The organism is Nocardia neocaledoniensis (assembly GCF_003182135.1).
Taxonomy (GTDB): Bacteria; Actinomycetota; Actinomycetes; order Mycobacteriales; family Mycobacteriaceae; genus Nocardia; species Nocardia neocaledoniensis.
The window spans coordinates 859,489-884,167 of sequence record NZ_QGTL01000001.1 but is presented as its reverse complement, the minus strand read 5'-3'; the positions used below and the strand labels follow the sequence as shown (position 1 = coordinate 884,167).

The 24,679-nt window shown below is 69.7% G+C and carries 19 protein-coding genes; 14 read left to right on the top strand and 5 right to left on the bottom strand.

Features of this window, described 5'->3' with window-relative positions; translation table 11 throughout:
• Nucleotides 1-808: 808 nt before the first annotated feature.
• Nucleotides 809-3,130 (bottom strand): FdhF/YdeP family oxidoreductase, encoded by a 2,322-nt coding sequence (locus DFR69_RS04070; protein WP_244198064.1) that lies wholly within the window; start codon nucleotides 3,128-3,130, stop codon nucleotides 809-811.
• 330 nt (nucleotides 3,131-3,460) lie between these two features.
• On the opposite strand from DFR69_RS04070, the gene DFR69_RS35645 reads away from it, so the two are divergent.
• The 8 genes from DFR69_RS35645 (at nucleotide 3,461) to gatB (ending at nucleotide 12,114) form a co-directional block, all read left to right on the top strand.
• Nucleotides 3,461-4,690, top strand: a complete 1,230-nt coding sequence (locus DFR69_RS35645; protein WP_308633203.1) for an FUSC family protein — start codon at nucleotides 3,461-3,463, stop codon at nucleotides 4,688-4,690.
• Between the two features lie 11 nt (nucleotides 4,691-4,701).
• Complete coding sequence (locus tag DFR69_RS04060) at nucleotides 4,702-5,610, top strand: LysR family transcriptional regulator (protein WP_110035979.1); 909 nt, start codon at nucleotides 4,702-4,704, stop codon at nucleotides 5,608-5,610.
• Between the two features lie 30 nt (nucleotides 5,611-5,640).
• The gene (locus tag DFR69_RS04055; protein ID WP_110035978.1) at nucleotides 5,641-6,276 is read left to right on the top strand and encodes a DUF1345 domain-containing protein; all 636 of its coding nucleotides are present in this window, start codon (nucleotides 5,641-5,643) and stop codon (nucleotides 6,274-6,276) included.
• Nucleotides 6,277-6,310: 34 nt separating this feature from the next.
• Nucleotides 6,311-7,120, top strand: a complete 810-nt coding sequence (gene fdhD, locus DFR69_RS04050; protein WP_110035977.1) for a formate dehydrogenase accessory sulfurtransferase FdhD — start codon at nucleotides 6,311-6,313, stop codon at nucleotides 7,118-7,120.
• A gap of 109 nt (nucleotides 7,121-7,229) precedes the next feature.
• Nucleotides 7,230-8,114 (top strand): hypothetical protein, encoded by an 885-nt coding sequence (locus DFR69_RS04045; RefSeq protein WP_244198063.1) that lies wholly within the window; start codon nucleotides 7,230-7,232, stop codon nucleotides 8,112-8,114.
• Between the two features lie 28 nt (nucleotides 8,115-8,142).
• Nucleotides 8,143-9,177, top strand: a complete 1,035-nt coding sequence (locus DFR69_RS04040; protein WP_110036153.1) for an ATP-dependent 6-phosphofructokinase — start codon at nucleotides 8,143-8,145, stop codon at nucleotides 9,175-9,177.
• A gap of 30 nt (nucleotides 9,178-9,207) precedes the next feature.
• Nucleotides 9,208-10,587: an alpha/beta hydrolase family protein gene (locus DFR69_RS04035; protein ID WP_110035975.1), complete on the top strand. Its 1,380-nt coding sequence runs from the start codon at nucleotides 9,208-9,210 to the stop codon at nucleotides 10,585-10,587.
• Between the two features lie 21 nt (nucleotides 10,588-10,608).
• Nucleotides 10,609-12,114 carry an Asp-tRNA(Asn)/Glu-tRNA(Gln) amidotransferase subunit GatB gene (gatB, locus tag DFR69_RS04030; RefSeq protein ID WP_110035974.1) on the top strand — a complete coding sequence of 502 codons (1,506 nt, stop codon included), beginning with the start codon at nucleotides 10,609-10,611 and terminating at the stop codon, nucleotides 12,112-12,114.
• 49 nt (nucleotides 12,115-12,163) lie between these two features.
• Here the strand turns inward: gatB and DFR69_RS04025 are convergent, their stop codons facing one another.
• Nucleotides 12,164-13,288: a PQQ-dependent sugar dehydrogenase gene (locus DFR69_RS04025; protein WP_110035973.1), complete on the bottom strand. Its 1,125-nt coding sequence runs from the start codon at nucleotides 13,286-13,288 to the stop codon at nucleotides 12,164-12,166.
• A 90-nt stretch (nucleotides 13,289-13,378) separates the two neighbouring features.
• On the opposite strand from DFR69_RS04025, the gene DFR69_RS04020 reads away from it, so the two are divergent.
• Nucleotides 13,379-14,218 (top strand): DoxX family protein, encoded by an 840-nt coding sequence (locus tag DFR69_RS04020; protein ID WP_110035972.1) that lies wholly within the window; start codon nucleotides 13,379-13,381, stop codon nucleotides 14,216-14,218.
• On the opposite strand, the gene DFR69_RS04015 is transcribed toward DFR69_RS04020, so the two are convergent.
• A complete protein-coding gene (locus DFR69_RS04015) occupies nucleotides 14,211-14,723 on the bottom strand; it encodes a MarR family winged helix-turn-helix transcriptional regulator (RefSeq protein WP_244198062.1) in 513 nt (170 codons plus the stop codon). The genes DFR69_RS04020 and DFR69_RS04015 overlap by 8 nt on opposite strands.
• 71 nt (nucleotides 14,724-14,794) lie before the next feature.
• On the opposite strand from DFR69_RS04015, the gene DFR69_RS04010 reads away from it, so the two are divergent.
• Nucleotides 14,795-16,408, top strand: a complete 1,614-nt coding sequence (locus tag DFR69_RS04010) for a DHA2 family efflux MFS transporter permease subunit (RefSeq protein WP_110035970.1) — start codon at nucleotides 14,795-14,797, stop codon at nucleotides 16,406-16,408.
• A gap of 58 nt (nucleotides 16,409-16,466) precedes the next feature.
• Here DFR69_RS04010 and ilvD read toward each other — a convergent pair whose 3' ends face one another.
• Both ilvD and DFR69_RS04000 read right to left on the bottom strand, forming a co-directional pair.
• On the bottom strand, nucleotides 16,467-18,308 hold the full coding sequence (gene ilvD, locus DFR69_RS04005; protein ID WP_110035969.1) for a dihydroxy-acid dehydratase: 1,842 nt from the start codon (nucleotides 18,306-18,308) through the stop codon (nucleotides 16,467-16,469).
• Nucleotides 18,309-18,605: 297 nt separating this feature from the next.
• Nucleotides 18,606-19,343: a PH domain-containing protein gene (locus DFR69_RS04000; RefSeq protein WP_244198061.1), complete on the bottom strand. Its 738-nt coding sequence runs from the start codon at nucleotides 19,341-19,343 to the stop codon at nucleotides 18,606-18,608.
• A 320-nt stretch (nucleotides 19,344-19,663) separates the two neighbouring features.
• Between DFR69_RS04000 and DFR69_RS03995 the strand changes: the two genes are divergently transcribed.
• The 4 genes from DFR69_RS03995 to DFR69_RS03980 all read left to right on the top strand — a co-directional run bounded on the left by DFR69_RS03995 (nucleotide 19,664) and on the right by DFR69_RS03980 (nucleotide 24,666).
• Complete coding sequence (locus tag DFR69_RS03995) at nucleotides 19,664-21,601, top strand: acetolactate synthase large subunit (RefSeq protein ID WP_110035967.1); 1,938 nt, start codon at nucleotides 19,664-19,666, stop codon at nucleotides 21,599-21,601.
• Nucleotides 21,598-22,101, top strand: coding sequence for an acetolactate synthase small subunit (gene ilvN / locus DFR69_RS03990; protein WP_019048314.1), 504 nt, complete (start codon nucleotides 21,598-21,600; stop codon nucleotides 22,099-22,101). The genes DFR69_RS03995 and ilvN overlap by 4 nt, the downstream gene beginning before the upstream one ends.
• 75 nt (nucleotides 22,102-22,176) lie before the next feature.
• Entirely contained in the window at nucleotides 22,177-23,178 is a 1,002-nt protein-coding gene (gene ilvC / locus DFR69_RS03985; RefSeq protein ID WP_186817432.1) for a ketol-acid reductoisomerase, read from the top strand.
• 123 nt (nucleotides 23,179-23,301) lie between these two features.
• Entirely contained in the window at nucleotides 23,302-24,666 is a 1,365-nt protein-coding gene (locus DFR69_RS03980; RefSeq protein ID WP_110035965.1) for a DUF2252 domain-containing protein, read from the top strand.
• Nucleotides 24,667-24,679 lie beyond the last annotated feature (13 nt).

Below are 24,679 nucleotides of genomic sequence, written 5' to 3'. Positions count from 1 at the left end.
GCCGACGCAGCACTACCAGGGCGCCTCGCCCAGCGGTGAGCCGTTCGGCGCGCCGGATCCGCAACGCGCCCAGGCCACGCAGCAGTATCGCGGTGGCGCCGCGCCGTTCCCCGCGCACCAGGCCCCGTCGGACGAACCGTACGGCGGGCAGGAAGCGTACGCGCAGTACGACGAGAACAATGCCTACGGTGATCACGCCTACCGCGACCCCGCCTACGGCGCCGACCCGTACGGCCCGGACCCCGGGTACGCGGAACCCGCCTGGCAGCAGCGGGATTCGGGCCGGAACAAGGCCCTGCTGCCCATCCTGGTCGGTGTGCTCACCGTCGCGGTGCTGGTCATCGGCGGCGCGATCGGCTGGCGGCTGATGTCGGGCGGCGATTCGGCCACCGACACCGCCGCCGCGCCCAGCTCGGCGGCGCCGATCGGTGGCGGGGGAGCGGCCACCACGGCCCCGCGCGCCACCACGGCGGCGCCGACCACTTCGGCCGGGCCGGTCACCCTGCCCGCCGGCGCGCAACCGTGCGAATCCGGCTCCACCGGTGGCGCTTTCGGCAAGGCCGCGATCGGCAGCACGGTCACCAGCTGTGGTTTCGCCGAGGCGGTCCGCGCGGCGTACGCCAGCGGCGGCAGCGCGGCCGGTCCGCGGTCCGTCGTCGCCACCAGCCCGGTGACGGGGCGTACCTACACGATGGACTGCACGCCGGCGGGCAAGCTCGTCACCTGCACCGGCGGCGAGAACGCGGTCGTCTACGTCTACTGACACGCCTCGGCCGCGGCCCCGTAGGGAGCCGCGGCCGGTCACCGCTCAGCTGGACCGCGTCACAGTGACTTTCACGCTCTTCATCAAGGGCTGGTCGCTCTCGGTGCTGTAGTCGCCGATCGCGCACAGTGCGTTCATCTCCGGCATGTACCCGGCGGCGCAGCCCGCCGGGATGTCGTAGGGAATCACCTTGTACCGGTGCAGGGTCCGGGTCGATCCGTCGCGGGCGGTGCTGGTGATGTCGACCTCGTCGAACTCGCGCAGGCCACGTTCGCGCATGTCCTCGGTGTTCATGAAGATCAGCGTGCGCAGATTCTTCACGCCGCGGTAGCGGTCGTTGTCGGAGTAGATGCTGGTGTTCCACTGATCGTGGGAACGCTGGGTGGCCAGCGTCAGCACGCCCGGCGGGTTGGTGATGTCGGGCAGAGTCGCCGTGGAGAACTCGGCCTTGCCCGAGGGCGTGAGGAAGATCAGTTCGCGGGCGGGCTGGCGGATGCGGAAGCCCAGCGGCAGCCGGACCCGGCGGTTGTAGTCCTCGAAACCGGGCAGCACCTTCGACATGGTGTCGCGGATGCGGTCGTAGTCCTCGATGTAGTACTCCCACGGCGTCTTCGTCTCGGGCAGTGCGGCTTTCGCGATGCCGGCCAGGATCGCCGGCTCCGACAGCAGATGCGGTGACGCGGGCTTCTTCATGCCGCGCGACATGTGCACCACCGCCATGCCGTTCTCCATCGAGGTGATCTGTGGCCCGCCGCGCTGGATGTCGCGTTCGGTGCGACCGATGCAGGGCAGGATCAGCGCGCGCTTGCCGTGGATGACGTGACTGCGATTGAGCTTGGTACTCACATTGACCGTGAACCCGCACTTCTGGAACGCCGCGAAGGTGTAGGCCGCGTCCGGGGCCGCGGCCACGAAGTTACCGCCCATGCTGAGGAAGAATTCGAGCTTGCCCGCCCGCATCGCCTGGATCGTGGCGACGGTGTCGTAGCCGTTCGCGCGCGGCGGGTCGATCCCGCACACCTGCGCGAGCCGGTCGAGGAACTCCGCGGTGGGGTTGTTGTCGATGCCGCACGTCCGGTTGCCCTGCACATTGCTGTGCCCACGCACCGGTGACGGCCCCGCGCCCTCACGGCCCAGATTGCCGCGCAGGAGCAGCACGTTGACGATCTCGCGAATCGTGTCGACGCCGTGTTCGTGCTGGGTGATCCCGAGGCACCAGCTCATCACGGTGCGGTCGGCGTCGCAGTAGATCCCGGCGGCCTTGCGGATCTCCTGTTCGCTCAGCCCGGACTGGCGCTGGATCTCGGCCCAGGTGGTGGCCTCGACCTCGCGCACATAGGCGTCGAAGCCGACGGTGTAGCGCTCGATGAACTCGTGATCGAGCGCCTTCGGGTCCGTCTTCGCTTCCTCCAGTACGTGTTTGGCGATGCCGCGCAGCAGCGCGAAGTCGCCGCCGATGCGCACCTGCAGGGTCATGGTGCTGGTGTCGGTGGCGCGGAAGGTGGCCATCGCGGCGAAGTCGTGCGGGATGATCGTGTTGCGCGCGCCCGCCTCGACCAGCGGGTTGACGTGCACGATCTGCGCGCCGCGCTTGTGCGCCTCGGCCAGCGCGGTCAGCATGCGCGGCGCGTTGGAGGCCGCGTTGATGCCCATCACGAACAGCGCGTCGGCCTTGTCCCAGTCGTCGATGTCGCAGGTGCCCTTGCCGGTGCCGAGCGCCGCCTGCAACGCGCGCCCGCTCGCCTCGTGACACATGTTGGAGCAGTCGGGCAGATTGTTGGTGCCGAATTCGCGCACCATCAGCTGGTAGAGGAAGGTGGCCTCGTTGCCCAACCGGCCCGAGGTGTAGAAGGACGCCAGATTCGGATCGGGGAGTTCGCGCAGCGCCTTGCCCGCCATTTCGAACGCGTCGGGCCAGCTGATCGGCACGTAGTGATCGGTCGCGGCGTCGTAGACCATCGGGTGGGTGAGCCTGCCCTGGTCCTCCAGATCGTGGTCGCTCCAGGTGGCCAGCTCGCTGACGGTGTGCTCGGCGAAGAACTCGGGGGTGCAGCGCTTGTGCGTCATCTCCCAGGTCACGTGCTTGATGCCGTTCTCGCACACGTCGAGCATCAGGCCGTCGGTGGCGTCCGGCCAGGCGCAGCCGGGACAGTCGAAGCCATGTTTGGGGTGGTTCATCTTGAGCACGGCCTTGGTGCCGAGCAGGGGCTCGTGTTCGTCGAGCACCATGAACTTGCCGACCGACAGCGCGGCGCCCCACCCGGCCGCCGGATGATGGTAGGGCTTGAACTTCGGCACCGCGGCGCGGTCGGCGTCGCCGCTCGGCCCGCTGTCGGGGTCATACGGGGTGTACGGACCGTCAGCCATGACATCTTCCCTTCGACGTTTCAGCGGTGCTGCGGGTCGAGATTCTTCGAAGCCTGTCGGTGTTCCGTCTGGGATTCTCGCCGCCCGAGGTCACGGGACGGCGTAGGTCCGGGCTCGACCCACCGCCATCGCGCGTGTCGCGGTTCGATTGTCGGCCCGCGCGACCCGGCAGGTCCAAGACCGATTTCCGAGCACTCGATAGGTTCGGGTTATCACCGCAGGTCCGTTCCGAAAAATAGACTCTGACCTGCGCAGAAGCGGTTTGACGACGGTGTGGTCAGTCGGTGACGATGCGATTCCAGACCCCCTGAACCGATGCCGGAGGACCCCTTGCCCACCACCCGAACCCGGGCGCGCCCGCTGATTCGGCGGACCGGCATCGACATCGACCATCTGCCCGCCGCCCGGGTGTTCGTCGGCCTGGCGATCCCCGGCCTGCTGCTCACCGCGGCGGGCCGCACCGACCTGCTCATCTACGCCGTGTTCGGCTCCTTCACCGGCATGTACGGATTCGCCGAGGCGCAGCGGCAACGCCTGATCCACCAGAGCGAGGCGGCGGTCATGCTGGTCGGGGCGGTCGGCGCGGGCATCGCGCTGGCGCGCTGGCACGCGCCGCCGGTCGTCCTGGTCTCGGCGGTCGCGGTGTTCGCCGCGGTCGCCTCGCCGGTCACCGACCGGCTCGGGCTGCGCCCCGAGGGGCCCTTCTTCGGCATCTTCGCCTTCGGCGCGATCGCGATGGTCGCCGGCCAGCAGCCCGATCCGCTCGCGGCGCTGCTGATCTGCGCGATCACGGCGGCGCTGTGCGTGGCGGTCGGCTATCTCGACTGCACCCGCCGCGCGCGCCGCGCGGGGGCCTGCGTGCTGCCGGTGAGCATCGCACCGCACCGCACCGGTCGGGTCTCGCTGGTCCAGTCCGGCCGCTACGCGCTGGCGATCTCGATCTCCGGCGGCATCGGGCTGCTGCTCGGTGTCGGCCACGCCAACTGGGCGATGGCGGGCGCCGCCGTCCCGCTGGCCGCCGCGACCTCGCGCGACCGGATCTCGCGCGGCCTGCACCGGGTGCTCGGCACCTTCCTCGGCCTGGCGGTCACCGCTCCGCTGCTGCTGCCGGGGCCGAATCCGACGGTGCTCGCGCTGGCGATCATCGCGCTGCTGTACCCGACCGAGCTGTTCATGGCCCGCCACTACGCGCTCGCGCTCGGGTTCTTCACGCCGCTGATCATGTCGATGACCGAACTCGCCGCGCCGACCGATCCGCGCACCATGCTCACCGAGCGCGCCGTCGACACGGTGATCGGTGTCGCGGTGGGAATCGCTGTGGCGCTCCTGATCCGCGAACCGGCGCCCGGGTTCCCGCCGCAGGTATGCGAACCGATGCATACTGGCGTCATGGCTGACGACAACCAGTGGTACTACTGCCTCAAGCACCGCACCGCCGAGCAGGGCAAGACCTGCTGGTACGGCGACCGGATGGGCCCCTACCCCGATCAGGCGACGGCCGAGCGCGCGCTCGAGATCGCCAAGGCGCGCAACAAGGCCGCCGACGACGAGGACGACTGACCCGGGGGCGCATGTTCCGGCAACTCGAGTACTTCGTCGCCCTCGCCAGGGAACGCCATTTCGCGCGCGCGGCCGCGGCCTGCTACGTCTCCCAGCCCGCGCTCTCGGAGGCCATCCGCAAGCTCGAACGCGAGCTGGGCGTGCCGCTTGTGCGGCGGGGGCGAACCTTCGAAGGACTCACGCCCGAGGGCGAGCGGCTCGTCCTGTGGGCCCGCCGGATCCTCGCCGACCGTGACGCCCTCGAACACGAGGTCACCGCGCTGCGCACCGGTCTCACCGGTGACCTGCGCATCGGGGTGATCCCGGCGGCGTCGGGCACCGTCACCCAACTGACCGACCCGTTCTGCGCCGCGCATCCGCTGGTGCGGGTGCGCGTCGAGACGAGCCTGCGCTCGCGCGACATCGTCGAGCGGATCCGCCGCTTCGAGCTCGACGCGGGGATCGTCTACGCCGACGGCGTCGACACCGAGGGCCTCACCGGCCTGTCGCTCTACGAGGAACGCCACGTCCTCGTCGCCGGGGCCGAGCTGCTCACCGGCCGCGCCGACACGATCAGCTGGACCGAGGCACTGCAACTGCGGATGTGCCTGCTGCCCAAGGGAATGCGTGGCCGCCAGCTCATCGACAGCGCGCTGGCCGGGCGCGGACTCGTCGCGTCGCCGCAGCTGGAGAGCGACTCGGTGGCCACCCTGCTCGAGCACGCGCGCACCGGTCGCTGGGCCTGTATCGTCCCGCAACCCTGGGTCTCGACCCTCGGGCCCACCGCGCGGGTGCGGGTCTTCGAGCTCGCCGACCCCGCCGTCACCGCGCGGATCGCGCTGGTCACGACGGCCGTGGAGCCCGCGTCGGTGCTCACCACCGCCCTCGCCGACACCGCTCGCGAAACCGACTTCACTCCCGGCGATCGAATTCAGCTATGAGACGGCAATCCTTCGGTAGGGTCCACGGACATGAGCGCCCGATTGCCGCAATCCGCTCTCACCCGCCTGGTCGTGGCGGTGCTCATCGGCCTGTCGGCCGGCCTGATCGTCGGGATCTGGGCCGAGCCACCGCTGGGCGTGCTCGCCGGAATCGTCTTGGCCGCCACGGCTTTCGTGGTCTCGGGCTGGCTGGTGTTGTGGCCGATGAGTGCGCTGCGCACCAGGGAACTCGCCCGTGCGGAGGACTTCCAGCCGTTCGTCGAGGAGCTGTCGGTGGTCGCGGCCGCGCTCAGCGGGCTCGTCGGCATCGTGGTGGTCCTGGTGTTGCGCAATTCCGGCTCCGGCGACATCGCCGCGGCGGCCGCGCTCGCCGGGGTGTTCATGTCCTGGGCCGCGGTGCATCTGATGTACGCGGCGCGCTACGCCTTCATCTACTACCAGGAGCCGACGGGCGGGATCGACTTCAACATCGAGGCCGAGCCCAGCTACCGCGACTTCTTCTACTTCAGCTACAACCTCGGCATGACCTACCAGGTCTCCGACACCAACGTCACCGACGAGACCATCCGTGCCGTCGCGCTGCGGCACTGCCTGCTGTCGTACGCTTTCGGCACGGTCATCCTCGCGACGACGATCAACCTCGTCGCCGGTTTCGCGACCGGCTGAGGCGAGACCGCCACCGAACCGATCGGCAGCCCAGATGAGCAGAGTCACCGCACGGCGCAAGACCACCCGGCTGTCGCCGACCGGCCGCATCCAGCGACCCGACACCCTCGCCGTGGAGGAACCGCTGGAGATCCGCGTCGACGGGCAGTCGCTCACGGTCACCATGCGCACCCCTGGCGACGACATCGATCTGGTGCACGGATTCCTGTTCGGCGAGAACATCATCGGCTCGGCCGACGATCTCGTCACCGCTCGCTACTGCGCCGGGACCGACGAGAACGGCCGCAACACCTACAACGTGCTCGACGTGCGCCTGCGCGCGCCGGTGCCGCTGCACACCCGCAACTTCCTCACCACCGGCGCCTGCGGACTCTGTGGCAAGACCGCGCTCGACGAGGTGCGCACCCACACCCGCTACCCGATCCGGCCCGACTCCGGCACGGTCGCGATCGACACCCTGGCCGAGCTGCCGGGGAAGCTGCGCGCGGGCCAGAAGCTGTTCGAGGCCACCGGCGGCCTGCACGCCGCGGGCCTGTTCACCACCGACGGCGCCCTGCTCGCCCTGCGCGAGGACATCGGCAGGCACAACGCGGTCGACAAGGTGATCGGCTGGGCGGTCCGCGAGAACCGGATCCCCGCTGCCGAGCTGATGCTCGTGGTGAGCAGCCGGGCCTCCTTCGAGCTCGCGCAGAAGGCCGTCATGGCGGGCATCCCGATCCTGGCCGCGGTTTCGGCGCCGAGCTCGCTCGCGGTCGATCTGGCGGCCGACTCCGGGCTCACCCTGGTGGGATTCCTGCGCGGGGAAACGATGAACATCTACTCGGGTGAACACCGTCTGACCTGAGCGTTTCGTACCCGCGGTGGGCGATCGGCAATACTGCCCAGTACGGTGTCGGGATCGCCAACCCGGCGCCGAAGCCCGGGGGAGTCTAGAAACGAAGATGCTTCACATGATGACGAAAGATCGGCGTCCGGTCCGGACCGCGCTCGCCGCGCTGCTGGGGACCGTCGCCCTGCTCACCGCGAGCTGTGGCGACGATCCGAAGCCCGCGCCGACCCAGCCCACCAGGACGAGCGCCGCCGCGGTGGATCCGGGCGGGGGCGCCGGAAGCTTCTCGATCGCGCTCCCGGGCAGTCTGGCCGCCGATTTCGCCACCCTGCAGCAGGGTTTCCGCGGGGGTGTCGGGCTGGCGATCATGCCGGTCGGCGGCGACAAGATGGTCACCTTCGGCAGCTGGACCTCCGGACCCGCTTGGTCGACGATCAAGGTGCCGCTGGCCATCGCCGCGCTGCGCAACAACGCTTCCTACAGCGCCACCGCGAGCTCGGCCATCACCGCCTCCGACAACGGCGCCGCCGACACGCTGTGGCAGTCGCTGGGGTCCGGCGCCGACGCGGCCGCGGCCGTGGAGGGGGTACTGCGCGAGGGCGGCGACACCAAGACCACCGTGCCCACCCAGCGCACCCGCGCCGACGCCTCGATCTACGGCCAGGCCGAATGGACGCTGGCCGACCAGGTGCGCTTCGCCTCGCGACTGCCCTGCATCGCGCAGAGCCAGCGCGTGGTGGGGCTGATGCAGCAGATCGTGCCGAGCCACCGGTGGGGGCTCGGCGCCTTCACCAGCGCCGAATTCAAGGGCGGCTGGGGTCCGGACCCGTCGGGCAAATACCTGGTCCGCCAGTTCGGGCTCATCGATTCGCCCTCGGGCCGGATCGCGATCGCCTTCGCCGCGCAACCGGATTCGGGTTCGTTCAACGACGGCATGACCATGCTCGACAAGATGGCGACGCTGGTCTCGGGGCACCTGGACGAACTGGCCGGAGGTCACTGCGCCTGATGGCCGCCGGTGCGGCAAGATGAACGCCATGCGCATCGGAGTCTTGACCGGAGGCGGAGACTGTCCAGGGCTGAACGCGGTGATCCGGGCGGTGGTCCGGACCGCGAACGGCCGCTACGGCGACGCGATCGTCGGCTTCGAGGACGGCTGGCGCGGCCTACTCGAGGATCGCAAGATCCGCATCCACAACGACGACCGCACCGACCGGCTGCTGGCCAAGGGCGGCACCATGCTCGGCACCGCGCGCACCAATCCGGATGTGTTGCGCGCCGGGCTCGGCCGCATCCAGCAGACCCTCGACGACAACGGGATCGACGCGCTCATCCCGATCGGCGGCGAGGGCACGCTGACCGCGGCGAGCTGGCTCTCCGACGAGGGCGTGCCGGTGGTCGGCGTGCCCAAGACCATCGACAACGACATCGACTGCACCGACGTCACCTTCGGCCACGACACGGCCCTCTCGATCGCCACCGAGGCCATCGACCGCCTGCACACCACGGCCGAATCGCATCAGCGTGTGATGCTGGTCGAGGTGATGGGCCGCCACGCCGGTTGGATCGCGCTCAACTCCGGCATCGCCGCCGGCGCGCACCTGACCCTGGTGCCCGAGGAGCCCTTCGACGTCGCCGAGGTGTGCGCGATGATCAAGAGCCGCTTCCAGCGCGGCGACAAGCACTTCATCTGCGTGGTCGCCGAGGGCGCCCATCCCGCACCCGATTCCGGGTTCGCGCTGCGCGAGGGCGGCATCGACGAATTCGGGCACGAACGGTTCACCGGCGTCGCCCAGCAGCTCGGGTCCGAGATCGAACGCCGCATCGGCAAGGAGGTCCGCACCACGGTCCTCGGCCACGTGCAACGCGGCGGCAGCCCCACGCCCTACGACCGCATCCTGGCCACCCGCTTCGGCGTGCACGCCGCGGAGGCCGTGCACGCCGGGCACTTCGGCCAGATGGTCGCCCTGCACGGCACGTCCATCGGGCTGGTGCCGCTCTCGGAGGCCACCAAGCAGCTCAAGCGGGTGCCGGCGGAACGACTCAGCGAGGCGCAGGCCTTCTTCGGCTGAGATGTCGGTGCGCGTCGGTACCGTGGCGGTATGCGCCCCGGTCGAGTGATCGTCACGGTTCTGTTCGTTGTCGCCGCGCTGGTGGCGGGCTGCTCGGGATCCTCGAACGAGCAGGCCGGTCCCTCGGTCCTCGGGCCGTGGCACGGCGACCTCGTCGCGGGCGGTCAGTCCGTCTCGATCGGGGTGAGCTTCGCCGCGGACGGCTCGGCCACCATCGACATCCCGGTCCAGGGTGTCCGCGCCGCGCCGTTGAAAGACGTGCGCACCGATCCGGATCGCGTCGAGTTCACCATGCCCGACGTGCCGGGCGACCCGAAGTTCCACGGCAAGCTCGCGGACGAGCAGCTCACCGGTGAGTGGGTGCAGTCCGGGCAGAGCGCGCCGCTGGTGTTCACCCGCGGGCCGGTCGCGGGTACCAGCAAGCCGCAGGACCCGGTGCCGCCGTACCCGTATCGCAGCGAGGACGTCAGCTACTCCAGCGGAGACGTCACGATCGCGGGCACCCTCACCGAACCCGAAGGCACGGGCCCGTTCCCGGCGATGCTGCTGATCACCGGCAGCGGCCCGCAGAACCGCGACGAGGACCTGATGGGCCATCGCCCGTTCCTGCTGCTGGCCGACACCTTCACCCGCGCCGGCTACGCGGTGCTGCGCGTCGACGACCGCGGCGTCGGCGGGACCAGCGGAAACCTCGACCAGTCCACCTACGACGACCTCGCCGACGATGCCGCCGCCGGCGTGGCCTTCCTGCGCGCCCGCCCCGAGATCGACCCGGCGAAGGTGGGTCTGTTCGGGCACAGCGAGGGCGGGTATCTGGCGCCGCTGGTCGCCGCGCGTCCCGACAGCAACGTGGCCTTCACCGTGCTGATGGCCGGTCCGTCCGTGGTGGGCGGTGACGTGCTGATCGAGCAGAACAAGATCATCATGGCAGCCGAGGGCGCGCCCCGGTCCGACATCGACGCCCAGATCGACTACCTCACCCGCTGGACCGGCCTGCTGCGCGCCGGCGACACCGCGGGCGCGAAGGCCTACGCCGAGCAACACAACCAGGCCCAGCCCGAGGACAAGCGCGCGCCGCAGGAAGCCATCGATTCCTTCAGCACCCCGTACATGACCTCGTTCGTCACCTACGACCCGAAGCCGGCGCTGGAGGCACTGCGGATCCCGGTGCTCGCCTTCTTCGGCGGCAAGGACCTCCAGGTGCCCGCGGCCCAGAACGAGGGGCCGATGCGGGCGAATCTGGCCGGCGCCCCCGACCCGACCGTGCACACCTTCCCCGACGTCAACCACCTGATGCAGCCCACCCAGACCGGCAAGCCCAGCGAATACGCCACCATCGAGACCACCATCGACCCGGCCGTGCTGACCTACGTCACCGACTGGCTCACCCAGCACATCCCGGTCCGGTAGGGCTTACATAGACTGCTAGGCATGAGCGCACCCACGGTCGAGTTGATGGATTACGCCGATGTCATCTCCCGGTACGAGCCGGTGCTCGGCATGGAGGTCCACGTCGAGTTGTCCACGGCGACCAAGATGTTCTGCGGTTGCCCCACCGAATTCGGCGCCGAACCCAATACCCAGGTGTGCCCGGTGTGCCTCGGCCTGCCCGGCTCGCTGCCGGTCGTCAACGAGAAGGCCGTCGAGTCGGCCATCCGGATCGGCCTCGCGCTGAACTGTTCGATCACCCCGTGGGGGCGCTTCGCGCGCAAGAACTACTTCTACCCCGATCAGCCCAAGAACTACCAGATCAGCCAGTACGACGAGCCGATCGCCACCGAGGGCTACCTCGACGTCGTGCTCGACGACGGCTCCACCTTCCGGGTGGAGATCGAGCGCGCGCACATGGAGGAGGACACCGGCAAGTCGCTGCACGTGGGCGGCGCGACCGGGCGCATCCACGGCGCCAGCCACTCGCTGCTCGACTTCAACCGGGCCGGGGTGCCGCTGATCGAGATCGTCACCAAGCCGATCACCGGCGCCGGCGAACGCGCGCCCGAGGTGGCCCGCGCCTACGTCACCGCGCTGCGCGAGGTGCTGCGCTCGCTCAACGTCTCCGACGTGAAGATGGAGCAGGGCTCGCTGCGCTGCGACGCCAACGTCTCGCTGATGCCGATCGGCGCCGAGGAGTTCGGCACCCGCACCGAGACCAAGAACGTGAACTCGCTCAAGAGCGTCGAGGTGGCCGTGCGCTACGAGATGCGCAGGCAGGCGGCCGTGCTCACCGCGGGCGGCGAGATCGTGCAGGAGACCCGCCACTTCAACGAGGCCGACGGCTCCACCTCCGCGGGCCGCCGCAAGGAGACCGCCGAGGACTACCGCTACTTCCCCGAGCCCGACCTCGAGCCCGTCGCCCCGTCCGCGGACTGGGTCGACGAGCTGCGTGCCACCATCCCCGAGTACCCGTGGCTGGTCCGCGCGCGCATCCAGGCCGAGTGGGGTCTGTCCGACGAGGTGATGCGCGACCTGGTCAACGCGGGCGCGCTCGACCTGATCATCGCCACCGTCGAGGCGGGCGCCCCGGCCAACGAGGCCCGCTCCTGGTGGGTCGCCTACCTGACCGAGAAGGCCAAGGAGCGCGAGGTCGCCCTCGCCGACCTGCCGATCACGCCCGCCCAGGTGGCCGCGGTGATCGGGCTGGTCGAGGCGAAGACCGTCAACAACAAGGTCGCCAAGCAGGTCGTCGACTTCGTCCTCGCGGGCGAGGGCGAGCCGGCCGCCATCGTCGAGGCCAAGGGCCTGGGCATGGTCAGCGACGACTCGGCCCTGCAGGCCGAGGTCGACAAGGCCCTGGCCGCCAACCCCGACATCGCCGAGAAGATCCGCTCCGGCAAGGTCCAGGCCGCCGGCAAGATCGTCGGTGACGTCATGAAGGCCACCCGCGGTCAAGCCGACGCCGCCAAGGTCCGCGAACTGGTCCTGGCCGCCTGCGCGTAGCTGGATGCGACAACGCCCCCACCGGAATCCGGTGGGGGCGTTCGCTTTCCTAGTCCGGTCCGCCGGCGCCGCCCTGCGGGGGCGGGATGCGGACGACGCGGTCGTCGAATTCGCCGGGCTCGCCGTCGGTCTTGTTGATCGTGGTCACCCAGACGCTGCCGTCGGCGCCTGCCGTGGCGCCGAGGAGCTTGCCGTACTTGTCCTGGGCGATCAGGGTGGGGGCGGTGGTCACGGCGAAGGTGTTGGCATCGGCGCCGACCGCGGCCAGGGCCTTGCCCTCGCTCAGGGCGACCGCGACGCCGTCGCCGGTGGCGGTGCACCCGCCGACGCCCGGCCGATCGGGCCAGGTCCAGGAGACGGTCAGCGCGCCGTCGGTACCCAGGTGCTGGAGCCGGTCCTCGGCGGCCGTGCGATCGGTGACCCACATGCCGTTCTTGCCGTCGCGGCAGATGTCGCCCGCCGTGCCGATACCCGAGGCCACCACCTGCGGGGTGTTGGTCCCTGACGAAGGTGATTCCAGCCGAAGCAGTTTGCCGCCGAGCGAGCCGGGATCGGCTGCGGCGCCGGGGTTTCCGGCATCGCCGGTGAGCACCATCAGCTGGGTCGGGGTCGCCCACTCGATGGCGCCCCGATTGCCGGTGGCGCCCTTGGGAATTCCGGTGAGGATCTCCTTGGGCGCGCCGCCGTTCTTCGACAACCGGACGACCCGGTTGTCGCTGCCGGTGGTGATGTAGGCGTACATCAGCCCGTCCTCGCCGAAGGTGGGCGAGAGCGCGATGTCGGAGATGCCGCCGTCGCCGGACCCGTCGACCGCCACGCTGGCAACCTCCACCGGCGCGGGCTGCGGCGTGCTCGCGTCGACCGGGGTGACCTGCAGGATGCGGCCCGTCTTGCGCTCGGCGACGAGCGCGCCGTCGCCGAGCGGGATCAGCCCGGCGCCGGAATCCAGACAGGTGGCGATCACATTCGGGTCGGGGTCGATGCACGGCCCGGTCGGGCGCGGCACCTGGGAGGGGGAGTCCTCGGGTTTCTTCGGCTGCGCGTCGGACCCACCCAGCGACGGTTCGGTGGTGAACGGACTCGACGCCGACTCGTCGAACCGTGCGCACCCGGCGACCAGCACGGCGCCCAGCGTCAAGCCGACTACCACGCGTCCCGCGAAAACCGAACTCATGGGACAGACGTTACCGGCACCCGTGGGGGCCGGACACGCCTGATCCGGGGAAGGGCAGCACTCGGCGGCGGCACGTCCTATGGTGAGTCGGTGAGCGCGAAGCCGAATGACACACCCGACGCCGACGGGTCGTCGCAGCCCGGACCCGCAGCGTCGTCGGCGGGCCAGCCGGTGACCAGCCCGTACGACTCGCCGACCACGCAGATGCCGAAACCGGACCTGCACAAGGACATTCCACGCACCGACGAGGACCTCGGCCTCGACCCCGGCGACGAGGTGCCCCTCGCGGGCGACGCGGACGACGACGCCGGCTACGGCTACGCGTCGATCCCGCCCGCGGCCGCCGCCTCGGCGGGCTCGGTGCGGCTGCAGCGCCGCAATCGAGAAGCGCGCCGCGGCACCCTCGATCTCGGCCTGTTCGTGCTACGCCTGGTCGTCGGCTACACCTTCATCTACCACGGCCTGCAGAAGCTGACCGGCTGGTTCCACGGCCCCGGCCTCGACGGCACCAAGACGATGATGGAGAGCGGCGGCTGGGATTACCCGACGCTGTCGGCGGCCCTGGTGATCGCGGGCGAACTGGGCGGCGGCATCCTGCTGGTCCTCGGACTGGCCACCCCGCTCGCCGCGGGCGCCGTGCTCGCGACGATCCTCACCGCGTGGATGTGGAAGCAGGGCATGGTCCCCGGCTTCCAGTACAACGCCGCGACCCCCACCGGCGTCGAGATCGACACCATCCTGGTCGGCGCCGCGGCCGCGATCATCCTCACCGGTCCTGGCCGCTGGTCCTTCGACCGCGGCCGCGGCTGGGCGACCCGCCCCGCCTACGGCTCGTTCACCGTGATCCTGCTGTCGATCGCCGCGGCGATCGCGGCCTACTGGTTCCTCCACGGCGGCAACCCGTTGACAGGCATCGGCCCGTTCAACTGAGCCCCGACGGCTGCGGCGGCGCGGGTTCGGCCAGGTGCGCTGTCATCGTGGTGCGCATATCGGCCAGGAACGCTTCGAACCGCCGCAGTTCCTCGGGGGAGTATTGGCCCATCACCTCGTCGACGACCCGCGCGCCGAGCGGCCCGAAGAACTCGTCGGCGAGTTCCTGAATGCGGGCGGTGCTGCGCAGCGTGATGACGCGGCGGTCGTCGTGTTCCCGGCTGCGCACGATATGACCCGCGTGCTCGAGCCGGTTCAGCAGCGCCGTCGTCGCGCTGTTGGACAACGAGATCCGTTCGCTGAGCCGGGCTGGTGACAGCGTCCCGCCGCGCTCCTCGGCGGTGAGAATCTCGATGAGCGCCTCGGCGTCGGTGGCGTGCAACCCGAGCCAGGCCGCGAACCGCCGGGTGAATTCGCGATAGTTCGCACCGTAGGCCCGCAGGCCCTCGTGGAGTCGTTCGTGCTGGGCGCGGGCGTCCGAGCGGCTCATGGGTTCCTTTCGCATCGTTTGACATCCTATTGCCCGGAATCTACTTTGACCATGGAATTATTCCACCATGGAAATAGGAGTATGCGATGAGTCCGGGTGTCTCCGTGCGCCGATGGCTGGGTTTGATCGCGATCGCCCTCGGCGTCGCGCTGATCGTGGTCGACACCACGATCGTGAACGTGATCATCCCGTCGATCATCGAAGACCTGCAGACGGGTTCGACCGAAGCGCAATGGATTCAGGAGTCCTACGCGATCGTGTTCGCGGCACTGCTGCTGGTGGTGGGGCGGATCGCCGACATCGTCGGCGCGCGCAGGGTGTTCGTCGCCGGTGTCGTAGTGTTCGGCGCGACCAGCATCTTGGCCGGGCTCGCTCCCGGCGGCGGGCTGCTCGTCGTCGCGCGGTTCCTGCAGGGCGCGGGAGCCGCGATGATTCTGCCGACCTCGCTGGCCCTGCTCAACGCCACCTTCACCGGCAAAGCGCGTGGTCAGGCGTTCGCGGTGTGGGGATCGACGATCGGCGCCGCGGCCGCGCTCGGACCGCTGCTCGGCGGCTGGCTGGCCGAACACGTGTCGTGGCGCTGGGCGTTTGGCATCAATGTGCCGCTGGCGGTGCTGATCGTGATCGGGGTGCTGGCGTGCCTCGCGCCCTCGCCGAAGGTGGCGGGCCGGCTCGACGTGCTGGGAGCGGTCCTGTCGGTGGCCGGGCTCGGCCTGCTCGCCTTCGGCCTGGTCGAAGGCCGCACCTACGGCTGGATCAGCACAGTCCATCCGCTCGGGATCGGCGGCCTCACCTGGGGCAGCGGGCCTTCGCCGGTGCTCGTCGCGCTCGTGCTGAGCGTCCTCGCGCTGGCCGGGTTCGTGGTGCGGCAGGTGCTGCTACGGCGCGGTGCCGACGCAGACAAGGCGCTGATGGACCTGAGCCTGTTCCGGCTGACTTCGTTCCGCAACGGCAATGTCGCCACGCTGATCATCGGGCTCGGCGAGTTCGGCATCGTCGCGGTCATGCCGCTGTGGCTGCAGTTCACCCTCGGTTACAGCGCAGTGCAATCCGGGCTGGCGCTGGTGCCCATCGCCATCGGGAGCTTCATCGCCAGTGGCGCCAGCTTCGGGATGGCGGGCAAGGCCTCGCCGCTGAACATGGTGCGGCTCGGGCTGGCGCTCGAGGTCGTCGGCCTGGCCGCGCTCGCCTTCTTCGCCGCCACCGACAGTTCCTGGTGGGCGATCTCGCTGATCCTGTGTGTGTACGGCATCGGCGTCGGCTTCGCGACGGCTCAGGTCACCAATGTGGTGCTGGCCGAGATCCCGGAGAACGACAACGGGCAGGCCTCCGGTATTCAGAGTGCCTTCCGTCAGCTCGGTTCCGCGCTCGGCATCGCGGTGCTCACCACGGTTTTCTTCACCACGCTGAGCTCCCAGGTCGACGACGACCTCACCACCACGGGCCTGCCACCGGCGCAGGCGCAGCAGTACGCGCACGCGGTCACCAGCAGCGCGGGCGCGGCGATCGAAGGGTTCGCCGCGCAGCCGCAGACGCGCGAGGTGGCCGAGGCCGGCCGCACCGCGATGACCGCCGGCATCACCCTGGGCGGCTACCTGGCCGCGGGCTTCGTCCTGATCGGTCTGCTCGCGACCGCGCTCATCCCGGCGCGGACGGCCACGGACGACCCATCGAGCAGCCCGCACCCCGTGCACGTGTGACGAAAGCGGAAATCCCCGGCCTCGCGCAGTGCGGGACCGGGGATTTCGGCGTTGTGGGCTACGGCACCTGGCGGACGGCGCCCTTGTCGGCCGACGTCGCCAGGGCGGCGTAGGCGCGCAGGGCCGTGGTGACCGGGCGCTCGCGATGCAGCGGCTGCCACGGGCGCTCGGAGGCGTCCATCTTCGAGCGGCGCTCGGCGAGCACCTCGTCCGACACCAGCACCTCGAGGGCGCGGGTGTGCACGTCGATGCGGATGCGGTCGCCGTTCTCGATCAGGCCGATCACGCCACCCTGGGCGGCCTCGGGGGAGATGTGCCCGATCGACAGGCCCGAGGTGCCGCCGGAGAAGCGGCCGTCGGTGATCAGCGCGCACACCTTGCCCAGCCCGGCGCCCTTGAGGAAGGCGGTGGGGTGCAGCATCTCCTGCATGCCGGGACCACCCGAGGGGCCCTCGTAGCGGACGACGATCACGTCACCGGGCTGGATCTTCTTGCCCAGGATCATCGACACCGCCTCCTCCTGCGACTCGACCACCACGGCCGGGCCCTCGAAGGTGAACAGGTCCTCGTCGATGCCGGCGGTCTTGAGGATCGCGCCGTCGGGCGCGATGTTGCCGCGCAGCACGCACAGCCCGCCCTCGACGGTGTAGGCGTGCTCGAGGTCGCGGATGCAGCCACCCACGGCGTCGGTGTCCAGCGAGGACCAGCGGTTGCTGGTGGAGAACGGCTCGACGGTGCGCACGCCACCGGGCGCGGCGTGGAACAGCTCGAGCGCCTCGTCGGAGGCCTTGCCCGAGCGGATGTCCCAGGTGTCGAGGAATTCCGCGTAGTCGGCGGTGTGCACGGTGGAGACGTCCATCTCGAGCAGGCCGGCGCGGCGCAGCTCACCGAGGATGGCGGGGATGCCGCCGGCGCGATGCACGTCTTCCATGTGGTAGTCCGAGTTCGGCGACACCTTCGACAGGCACGGCACCCGGCGGCTGATCTCGTCGATGGTGGCCAGATCGAAGTCGATCTCGCCCTCCTGCGCGGCGGCGAGGGTGTGCAGGACGGTGTTGGTGGAGCCGCCCATGGCCACGTCGAGGGCCATCGCGTTGCGGAAGGCCTTGGCGTTGGCGATGTTGCGGGGCAGCACGGAGGCGTCGTCGTCGCGGTACCAGCGCGTGGCGATGTCGACGATGACGGTGCCCGCCTTCTCGAACAGCGCGCGGCGCGCCGAGTGCGTGGCCAGCGTGGAGCCGTTGCCGGGCAGGGCCAGGCCGAGCGCCTCGGTCAGGCAGTTCATCGAGTTGGCGGTGAACATGCCCGAACACGAACCACAGGTCGGGCAGGCCGAGCGCTCGACCTCGTCGAGGCCGTCCTCGGACACCGCCTGGTTCGCGCTCGCCGAGATCGCGCTGACGAGGTCCAGCGGCGCGTGTGCGACGCCGTCGACGACCACGGCCTTGCCGGCTTCCATCGGACCGCCGGAGACGAACACGGCCGGGATGTTGAGCCGCATGGCGGCATTGAGCATGCCCGGGGTGATCTTGTCGCAGTTGGAGATGCAGACCAGGGCGTCGGCGGTGTGCGCGTTGGCCATGTACTCGACCGAGTCGGCGATGATCTCGCGCGAGGGCAGCGAGTACAGCATGCCGCCGTGGCCCATGGCGATGCCGTCGTCGACGGCGATGGTGTGGAATTCGCGCGGGACGCCGCCCGCGGCGCGCACGGCCTCGGCGACGATGTCGCCCATGTTCTTGAGGTGCACGTGGCCCGGCACGAACTGCGTGTAGGAGTTCGCGATCGCGACGATCGGCTTACCGAAATCGGAGTCGGTCATCCCGGTGGCGCGCCAGAGGGAGCGGGCGCCCGCGGCATTGCGGCCGATGGTGGTGGTGCGTGAACGAAGCGGTGGCATGGGGGAGTCCTCGTAGTTTCGCTGGGTGCGTCCAAGCGTGCGCGCAGGGGGCTGACCTGCGCCGCACAGTGCGAGTGCGCGGTGCGTCCGGCAACCTTCCACGTTACTCCGGCGCGCGGTGGTCGCGTCGCGCCGGTGGGGCGTGCAAGGGCGATGGAACCGGGCTCGAGGCGGGAGTGTCGCTCCGGAGGGTGTCGCCGCGGTGGTGCCGTCGGCGCGGGGTGCCCGGGTGCCGTCAGCTTACCGGTACAACAGCGCCGCGCACCGTGCCGATTCCCACAGTGACCGAGCCGACGCTCAGTCCTGCTCGCCGGTCTCCTCGGTCTTCGCCTCGGCTTCGGCCCGCTCGGCCGCGCGTTCGGCCGCGATCCGCTCGGTCTCGGCCTGCTCGGCGGCGCCGAACACATCGGGCAGGCGGCCGCCCGAGGCGTCGATGAGCTCACGCAGCCGGTCGTAGCCCACGGCGGGCAGCTTCACCTCGGAATCGTCGGCCAGGCGGGCGCGCACGTAGCCGCGCTTGGGGATGCTGATGCCCTTGACCTGCGCCCAGTCCAGGTGCTTGGAACCGAACATCGAGCTCAGGTCGAGACCGGCGTCGGAGATCGTGGTGTGCGTCCTGATCACCCAGACGATCGCGATCACGGGGAACAGCAGCAGCCACCACAGGCCGACCGGCCAACCGACGAACGGGAAGAACACGCAGAACGCCAGCACCAGCACGCCGATGTAGGCCAGTTTGGGCACGCCGATCACGCGCACGCCGGGCGTCGGGGTGCTCGGCTTGCGCGGCACCAGCAGCCAGACGATCACCGCGGCGGGCACGATCAGCCCGATCCGCAGCCCGAGCGACCAGCCCTGGACGGTGCCGACGACGACGAAGGCGAGGTAGGCGAGCACCACCGCGCCGATCGCCGCGAGGCGCCCCGGTCCGGCGCCGCGCAGACCGCCGGGCCGCGTCGGGCGACCCGTATCGGTTCCCGCGTCGGTGGTGTGGGACGATTTAGCCGGTGGCACGGACTGATGCGGTGATGACACCCTCCTATCCTCGCATCCTGGTACACGGACCCACGCAACCACTCGCATCCCACATAATGGGATGCAGAGAGTAGTCTGTTTGACTCTTCGGTTCACGCGCGCATAACGTCGTGTGCGTGATCAGAAACGAGTTGCTCGTAATCGGCCGGCGCGTCCAGCGTTGAGCCTGACTATCTGAGTCGAATACGTCAGCTCGCGTTGCGACGCGCCACCCTCGAACAGCCCTGTGCTGGTCGGGGGATTTTTTATGTCAAGGCACCGCGTGTTCAGGCACACCAGTGTTGTCCGGGGTCAGAACGACAAAGTTAGGAACGAAGACGGTGAGTGCACCAACCGCACGACCCGGGCCATCGGCCCGCAGGTCAGCGCCTTCGGCCGGCCAGCCCTCCGCTGGCGGCCCGGCGACCAACCCCACCCGCCGCCAGGTCGCGCCCGAGCGCGTCACCGGCGCGCAGTCGGTGGTCCGGTCCCTCGAAGAGCTCGACGTCGACACCGTATTCGGCATTCCCGGCGGCGCGGTCCTTCCCGTCTACGACCCGCTGTTCGACTCCACCAAGGTCCGCCACGTGCTCGTGCGCCACGAGCAGGGCGCCGGTCACGCGGCGACCGGCTACGCGCAGGCCTCCGGCAAGGTCGGGGTGTGCATGGCCACCTCCGGCCCCGGCGCCACCAACCTGGTGACCCCGCTGGCCGACGCGCAGATGGACTCGGTCCCGATCGTGGCGATCACCGGTCAGGTGGCCTCCAGCCTGGTCGGCACCGACGCGTTCCAGGAAGCCGACATCTCCGGCATCACCATGCCGATCACCAAGCACAACTTCCTGGTCAAGGACCCGATCGACATCCCGCGCATCCTGGCCGAGGCGTTCTACCTCGCCGCCTCGGGTCGCCCGGGCGCGATCCTGGTCGACATCACCAAGGACGCGCTGCAGGCCCAGACCACCTTCTCCTGGCCGCCGGAGATGCGCCTGCCCGGCTACCGCCCGGTGACCAAGCCGCACGGCAAGCAGGTGCGCGAGGCCGCCAGGATGATCCTCGAGGCCAAGGCGCCGGTGCTCTACGTCGGTGGCGGCGTCATCAAGTCCGACGCCTCGGCCGAGCTGCTCGAGCTCGCCGAGCTGACCGGCATCCCGGTCGTCACCACCCTGATGGCGCGCGGCGCGTTCCCCGACAGCCACCGGCTGAACATGGGCATGCCCGGCATGCACGGCACCGTGGGCGCCGTCGCGGCCCTGCAGAAGTCGGACCTGCTGATCACCCTCGGCGCCCGCTTCGACGACCGCGTCACCGGCCAGCTGGACTCCTTCGCGCCCGCCGCGCGGGTCATCCACGCCGACATCGACCCGGCCGAGATCGGCAAGAACCGTCACGCCGACGTCCCGATCGTGGGCGACGCGCGCGAGGTGATCGTCGAGCTCATCGAGACCCTCAAGGCCGATCCGCAGGCAGGCGCCGCGCCGCTGCTGAACCTCACCGAGTGGTGGGCCTACCTCAGCGGCATCCGCGACAACTACCCGCTGGGCTGGAAGACCCCGACCGACGGTTCGCTGTCGCCGGAGTTCGTCATCGACGCGCTGGGCCGGCTGGCCGGTCCCGAGGCCGTGTACTGCGCCGGCGTCGGCCAGCACCAGATGTGGGCCGCGCAGTTCATCAAGTACGAGAACCCGCGCACCTGGCTCAACTCCGGCGGCCTCGGCACCATGGGCTACGCCGTCCCGGCCGCCATGGGCGCCAAGATGGGCACGCCGGAGAAGGAGGTCTGGGCGGTCGATGGTGACGGCTGCTTCCAGATGACCAACCAGGAGCTGGCCACCTGTGCCGTCGAGGGCGTGCCGATCAAGGTCGCGCTGATCAACAACGGCAACCTCGGCATGGTCCGCCAGTGGCAGACCCTGTTCTACGAGGAGCGCTACTCCAACACCGATCTGGGCACGCACACCCTGCGTATCCCCGACTTCGTCAAGCTGGCCGAGGCACTCGGTTGCGTCGGCATCCGCGTGGAGAAGGAAGAGGACGTCGAGCCCGCGATCCGGCAGGCGCAGGCGATCAACGACCGTCCGGTCGTGATCGACTTCATCGTCGGCAAGGACGCCCAGGTGTGGCCGATGGTCGCCGCGGGCACCAGCAACGACGAGATCATGTTCGCCCGCGGCATCCGCCCGCTCTTCGACGAGGACGAGGCGGTCGCCGAACCGGCCGTCATCCACGAGGCGATGGAGCGCGAGCAGGCGGCATTCGAGAAGGGCAACCAGGAATGAGCACAACCCACACCCTGAGCGTTCTCGTCGAGGACAAGCCGGGCGTGCTGGCGCGTGTCGCGAGCCTGTTCTCGCGCCGCGGCTTCAACATCGAGTCGCTGGCCGTCGGTGGCACCGAGATCCCGGAGATCTCGCGCATGACCATCGTCGTCACCGTCGACGATCTGCCGCTCGAGCAGGTCACCAAGCAGCTCAACAAGCTGATCAACGTCATCAAGATCGTGGAGCAGGACGCCGACGCCTCGGTGGCCCGCGAGCTGATCCTGGTGAAGGTGCGCGCCGACGCCTCGGTGCGCACGCAGGTGATCGAGGCCGTGCAGTTGTTCCGCGCCAAGGTGATCGACGTCTCGCCCGACGCGCTGACCATCGAAGCGACCGGCACCCGCTCCAAGCTGGACGCGCTGCTGCGGATGGTCGAGCCGTACGGCATCCGCGAGATCGTGCAGTCGGGTGTCGTGGCCGTCGGCCGCGGGCCCAAGTCGATCACCGCGACCCGCTGACCAGCGGGCCGCAACCCCCGCGATAAATTCTTCTCATCGAATTCACCAGAAGGGACCAACCAAGTGGCAGTCGAGATGTTCTACGACGACGACGCTGACCTGTCGATCATCCAGGGCCGCAAGGTCGCCGTGATCGGCTACGGCAGCCAGGGCCACGCGCACTCGCTGAGCCTGCGCGACTCCGGTGTCGACGTCCGCGTCGGCCTGGCCGAGGGTTCGAAGTCGCGCCCGAAGGCCGAAGAGGCCGGGCTGACCGTCGGCACCCCCGCCGAGGTCTCCGAGTGGGCCGACGTGATCATGGTGCTGGCGCCCGACACCGCGCAGGCGTCGATCTTCACCAACGACATCGAGCCGAACCTCAAGGACGGCGACGCGCTGTTCTTCGGCCACGGCCTCAACATCCACTTCGGTCTGATCAAGGCTCCGGCCAACGTCACCGTCGCGATGGTCGCCCCGAAGGGCCCCGGCCACCTGGTGCGTCGTCAGTTCGCCGACGGCAAGGGCGTTCCGGCCCTGATCGCCGTCGACCAGGACCCGACCGGCGAGGGCCAGGCGCTGGCGCTGTCCTACGCCAAGGGCATCGGCGGCACCCGCGCCGGCGTCATCAAGACCACCTTCAAGGAAGAGACCGAGACCGACCTCTTCGGTGAGCAGGCCGTGCTCTGCGGTGGCACCGAGGAACTGGTCAAGACCGGTTTCGAGGTCATGGTCGAGGCCGGCTACGCGCCGGAGATGGCCTACTTCGAGGTCCTGCACGAGCTCAAGCTGATCGTCGACCTCATGTACGAGGGCGGCATCGCGCGCATGAACTACTCGGTGTCCGACACCGCGGAGTTCGGCGGCTACCTGTCCGGTCCGCGCGTCATCGACGCCGACACCAAGGAGCGCATGAAGGCGATCCTCAAGGACATCCAGGACGGCACCTTCGTCAAGCGCCTCGTCGCCAACGTCGAGGGCGGCAACAAGGAGCTCGAGGGCCTGCGCAAGGAGAACGCCGAGCACCCGATCGAGGTCACCGGCGCCAAGCTGCGCGGCCTGATGAGCTGGGTCGATCGCCCGATCACCGAGACCGCGTAAGTTCCGCGTCTTCCCCCGAGGGGCCCGTTCGCCGTTGGTGCGAGCGGGCCCCTCGGGCGTTTGCCTGGGGCGGGTTCGGCGCGGATCCTTGCTGTTGGGCGGCGGTAGCGCGAGACTTGCTCGATGACGAACCGGACGGTGGCGGATTTCGCGGGCGAGGCGGCGGAGCAGGGGAAGGCGGCGCGGAAGCGAGTCTCGCGGTCGCGGCTGGGGGAGTGGGGCGCTGGGCCGGATCGGGAGGATCCGGTGGCGATCCTGGAGCGGCAGGCCGCGACCAGGGTGCCCGAACTCGTGCCGATCCGGTACGCGCGCATGCGGCAGTCGCCGTTCACCTTTCTGCGCGGGGCGCCCGCGATCATGGCCGCCGACCTGGCACAGGGCCCCAACACCGGGCTGACCGTGCAGCTGTGCGGCGACGCCCACCTGTCGAACTTCGGCCTCTACGCCTCCCCCGAACGGCGGCTGATCTTCGACGTCAACGATTTCGACGAGACGCTGCCGGGACCGTTCGAATGGGACGTCAAACGACTGGCCGCCAGCGTGGCCGTCGCCGCCCGCGACAACGGCTGCGACGACGAGCGCGCGCGCACGGCGGTCGAAGCCGCCGCCCGCGGCTACCGCGAGACGATGCGCCAGCTCGCCGAGACCGACAGCCTGACCGTCTGGTACGAACTCGTCGATGTCGACGACGTCGCCGAGCTCGTCCAGAAGACCAAGGCGCGCAAGAAGTTCGACAGGACGGTGACCTCCGCGCGCAACAAGACCAGCCTGCAGGCGCTGAACAAACTCACCGAACCGGACGCGGAGGGCGTCCCGCGCATCAAGAACCAGCCGCCGCTGCTGGTGCCGATCGAGTTGGCCACCGAGAAGGAGGTCAACGACGTCTTCGGCGACTACCGGCGCAGCCTGCCCGACGAGCGGCGTGCCCTCATCGACCGCTACCGGCTGGTGGATCAGGCGATGAAGGTGGTCGGCGTCGGCAGCGTCGGCACCAGGTGCTTCATCGTCCTGCTGATGGACAAGGAGTCGGGCAGCCCGCTGTTCCTGCAGGTGAAGGAGGCCGAGACCTCGGTGCTCGCGCCGCATCTGAAGCCGAGCAAGTATCACCATCAGGGCCACCGGGTGGTGGTGGGCCAGCGGTTGATGCAGTCGGCCAGCGATGTCTTCCTCGGCTGGGCGACCGGTCCGGCCGGGCGCTTCTTCTATTGGCGTCAGCTGCGCGACATGAAGGGGTCGGCCGATGTCGCCGGGATGACCCACGGTGAGCTGGCGCAATACGCGGCGCTGTGCGGTTCGGTCCTGGCTCGCGCGCACGCCCGCTCCGGCGACCGCGTTGCCATCGCCGCCTATCTCGGCGGTGGCGACGGATTCGACCGGGCGATGGGCGAATTCGGCCTGGCCTACGGCGACCAGACCGTCACCGATCGACTCTCGTTGCTGGCGGCGATCGACTCGGGCCGGATCACCGCGGCGCAGCACGCCTACTGACGGGGCTGTCACC

What these genes read in the sequence shown, in the direction of transcription:
- DFR69_RS04040 (WP_110036153.1), top strand. Translation starts at nt 8,143, where the DNA reads ATGCGCATCGGAGTCTTGACCGGAGGCGGAGACTGTCCAGGGCTGAAC.
- DFR69_RS04035 (WP_110035975.1), top strand. Translation starts at nt 9,208, where the DNA reads ATGCGCCCCGGTCGAGTGATCGTCACGGTTCTGTTCGTTGTCGCCGCG.
- DFR69_RS04025 (WP_110035973.1), bottom strand. Translation starts at nt 13,288, where the DNA reads ATGAGTTCGGTTTTCGCGGGACGCGTGGTAGTCGGCTTGACGCTGGGC.
- DFR69_RS03980 (WP_110035965.1), top strand. Translation starts at nt 23,302, where the DNA reads ATGACGAACCGGACGGTGGCGGATTTCGCGGGCGAGGCGGCGGAGCAG.
- ilvD (WP_110035969.1), bottom strand. Translation starts at nt 18,308, where the DNA reads ATGCCACCGCTTCGTTCACGCACCACCACCATCGGCCGCAATGCCGCG.
- DFR69_RS04015 (WP_244198062.1), bottom strand. Translation starts at nt 14,723, where the DNA reads ATGCGAAAGGAACCCATGAGCCGCTCGGACGCCCGCGCCCAGCACGAA.
- fdhD (WP_110035977.1), top strand. Translation starts at nt 6,311, where the DNA reads ATGAGCAGAGTCACCGCACGGCGCAAGACCACCCGGCTGTCGCCGACC.
- DFR69_RS04045 (WP_244198063.1), top strand. Translation starts at nt 7,230, where the DNA reads ATGACGAAAGATCGGCGTCCGGTCCGGACCGCGCTCGCCGCGCTGCTG.
- DFR69_RS04070 (WP_244198064.1), bottom strand. Translation starts at nt 3,130, where the DNA reads ATGGCTGACGGTCCGTACACCCCGTATGACCCCGACAGCGGGCCGAGC.
- gatB (WP_110035974.1), top strand. Translation starts at nt 10,609, where the DNA reads ATGAGCGCACCCACGGTCGAGTTGATGGATTACGCCGATGTCATCTCC.
- DFR69_RS04010 (WP_110035970.1), top strand. Translation starts at nt 14,795, where the DNA reads ATGAGTCCGGGTGTCTCCGTGCGCCGATGGCTGGGTTTGATCGCGATC.
- DFR69_RS04060 (WP_110035979.1), top strand. Translation starts at nt 4,702, where the DNA reads ATGTTCCGGCAACTCGAGTACTTCGTCGCCCTCGCCAGGGAACGCCAT.
- DFR69_RS04055 (WP_110035978.1), top strand. Translation starts at nt 5,641, where the DNA reads ATGAGCGCCCGATTGCCGCAATCCGCTCTCACCCGCCTGGTCGTGGCG.
- ilvN (WP_019048314.1), top strand. Translation starts at nt 21,598, where the DNA reads ATGAGCACAACCCACACCCTGAGCGTTCTCGTCGAGGACAAGCCGGGC.
- ilvC (WP_186817432.1), top strand. Translation starts at nt 22,177, where the DNA reads ATGTTCTACGACGACGACGCTGACCTGTCGATCATCCAGGGCCGCAAG.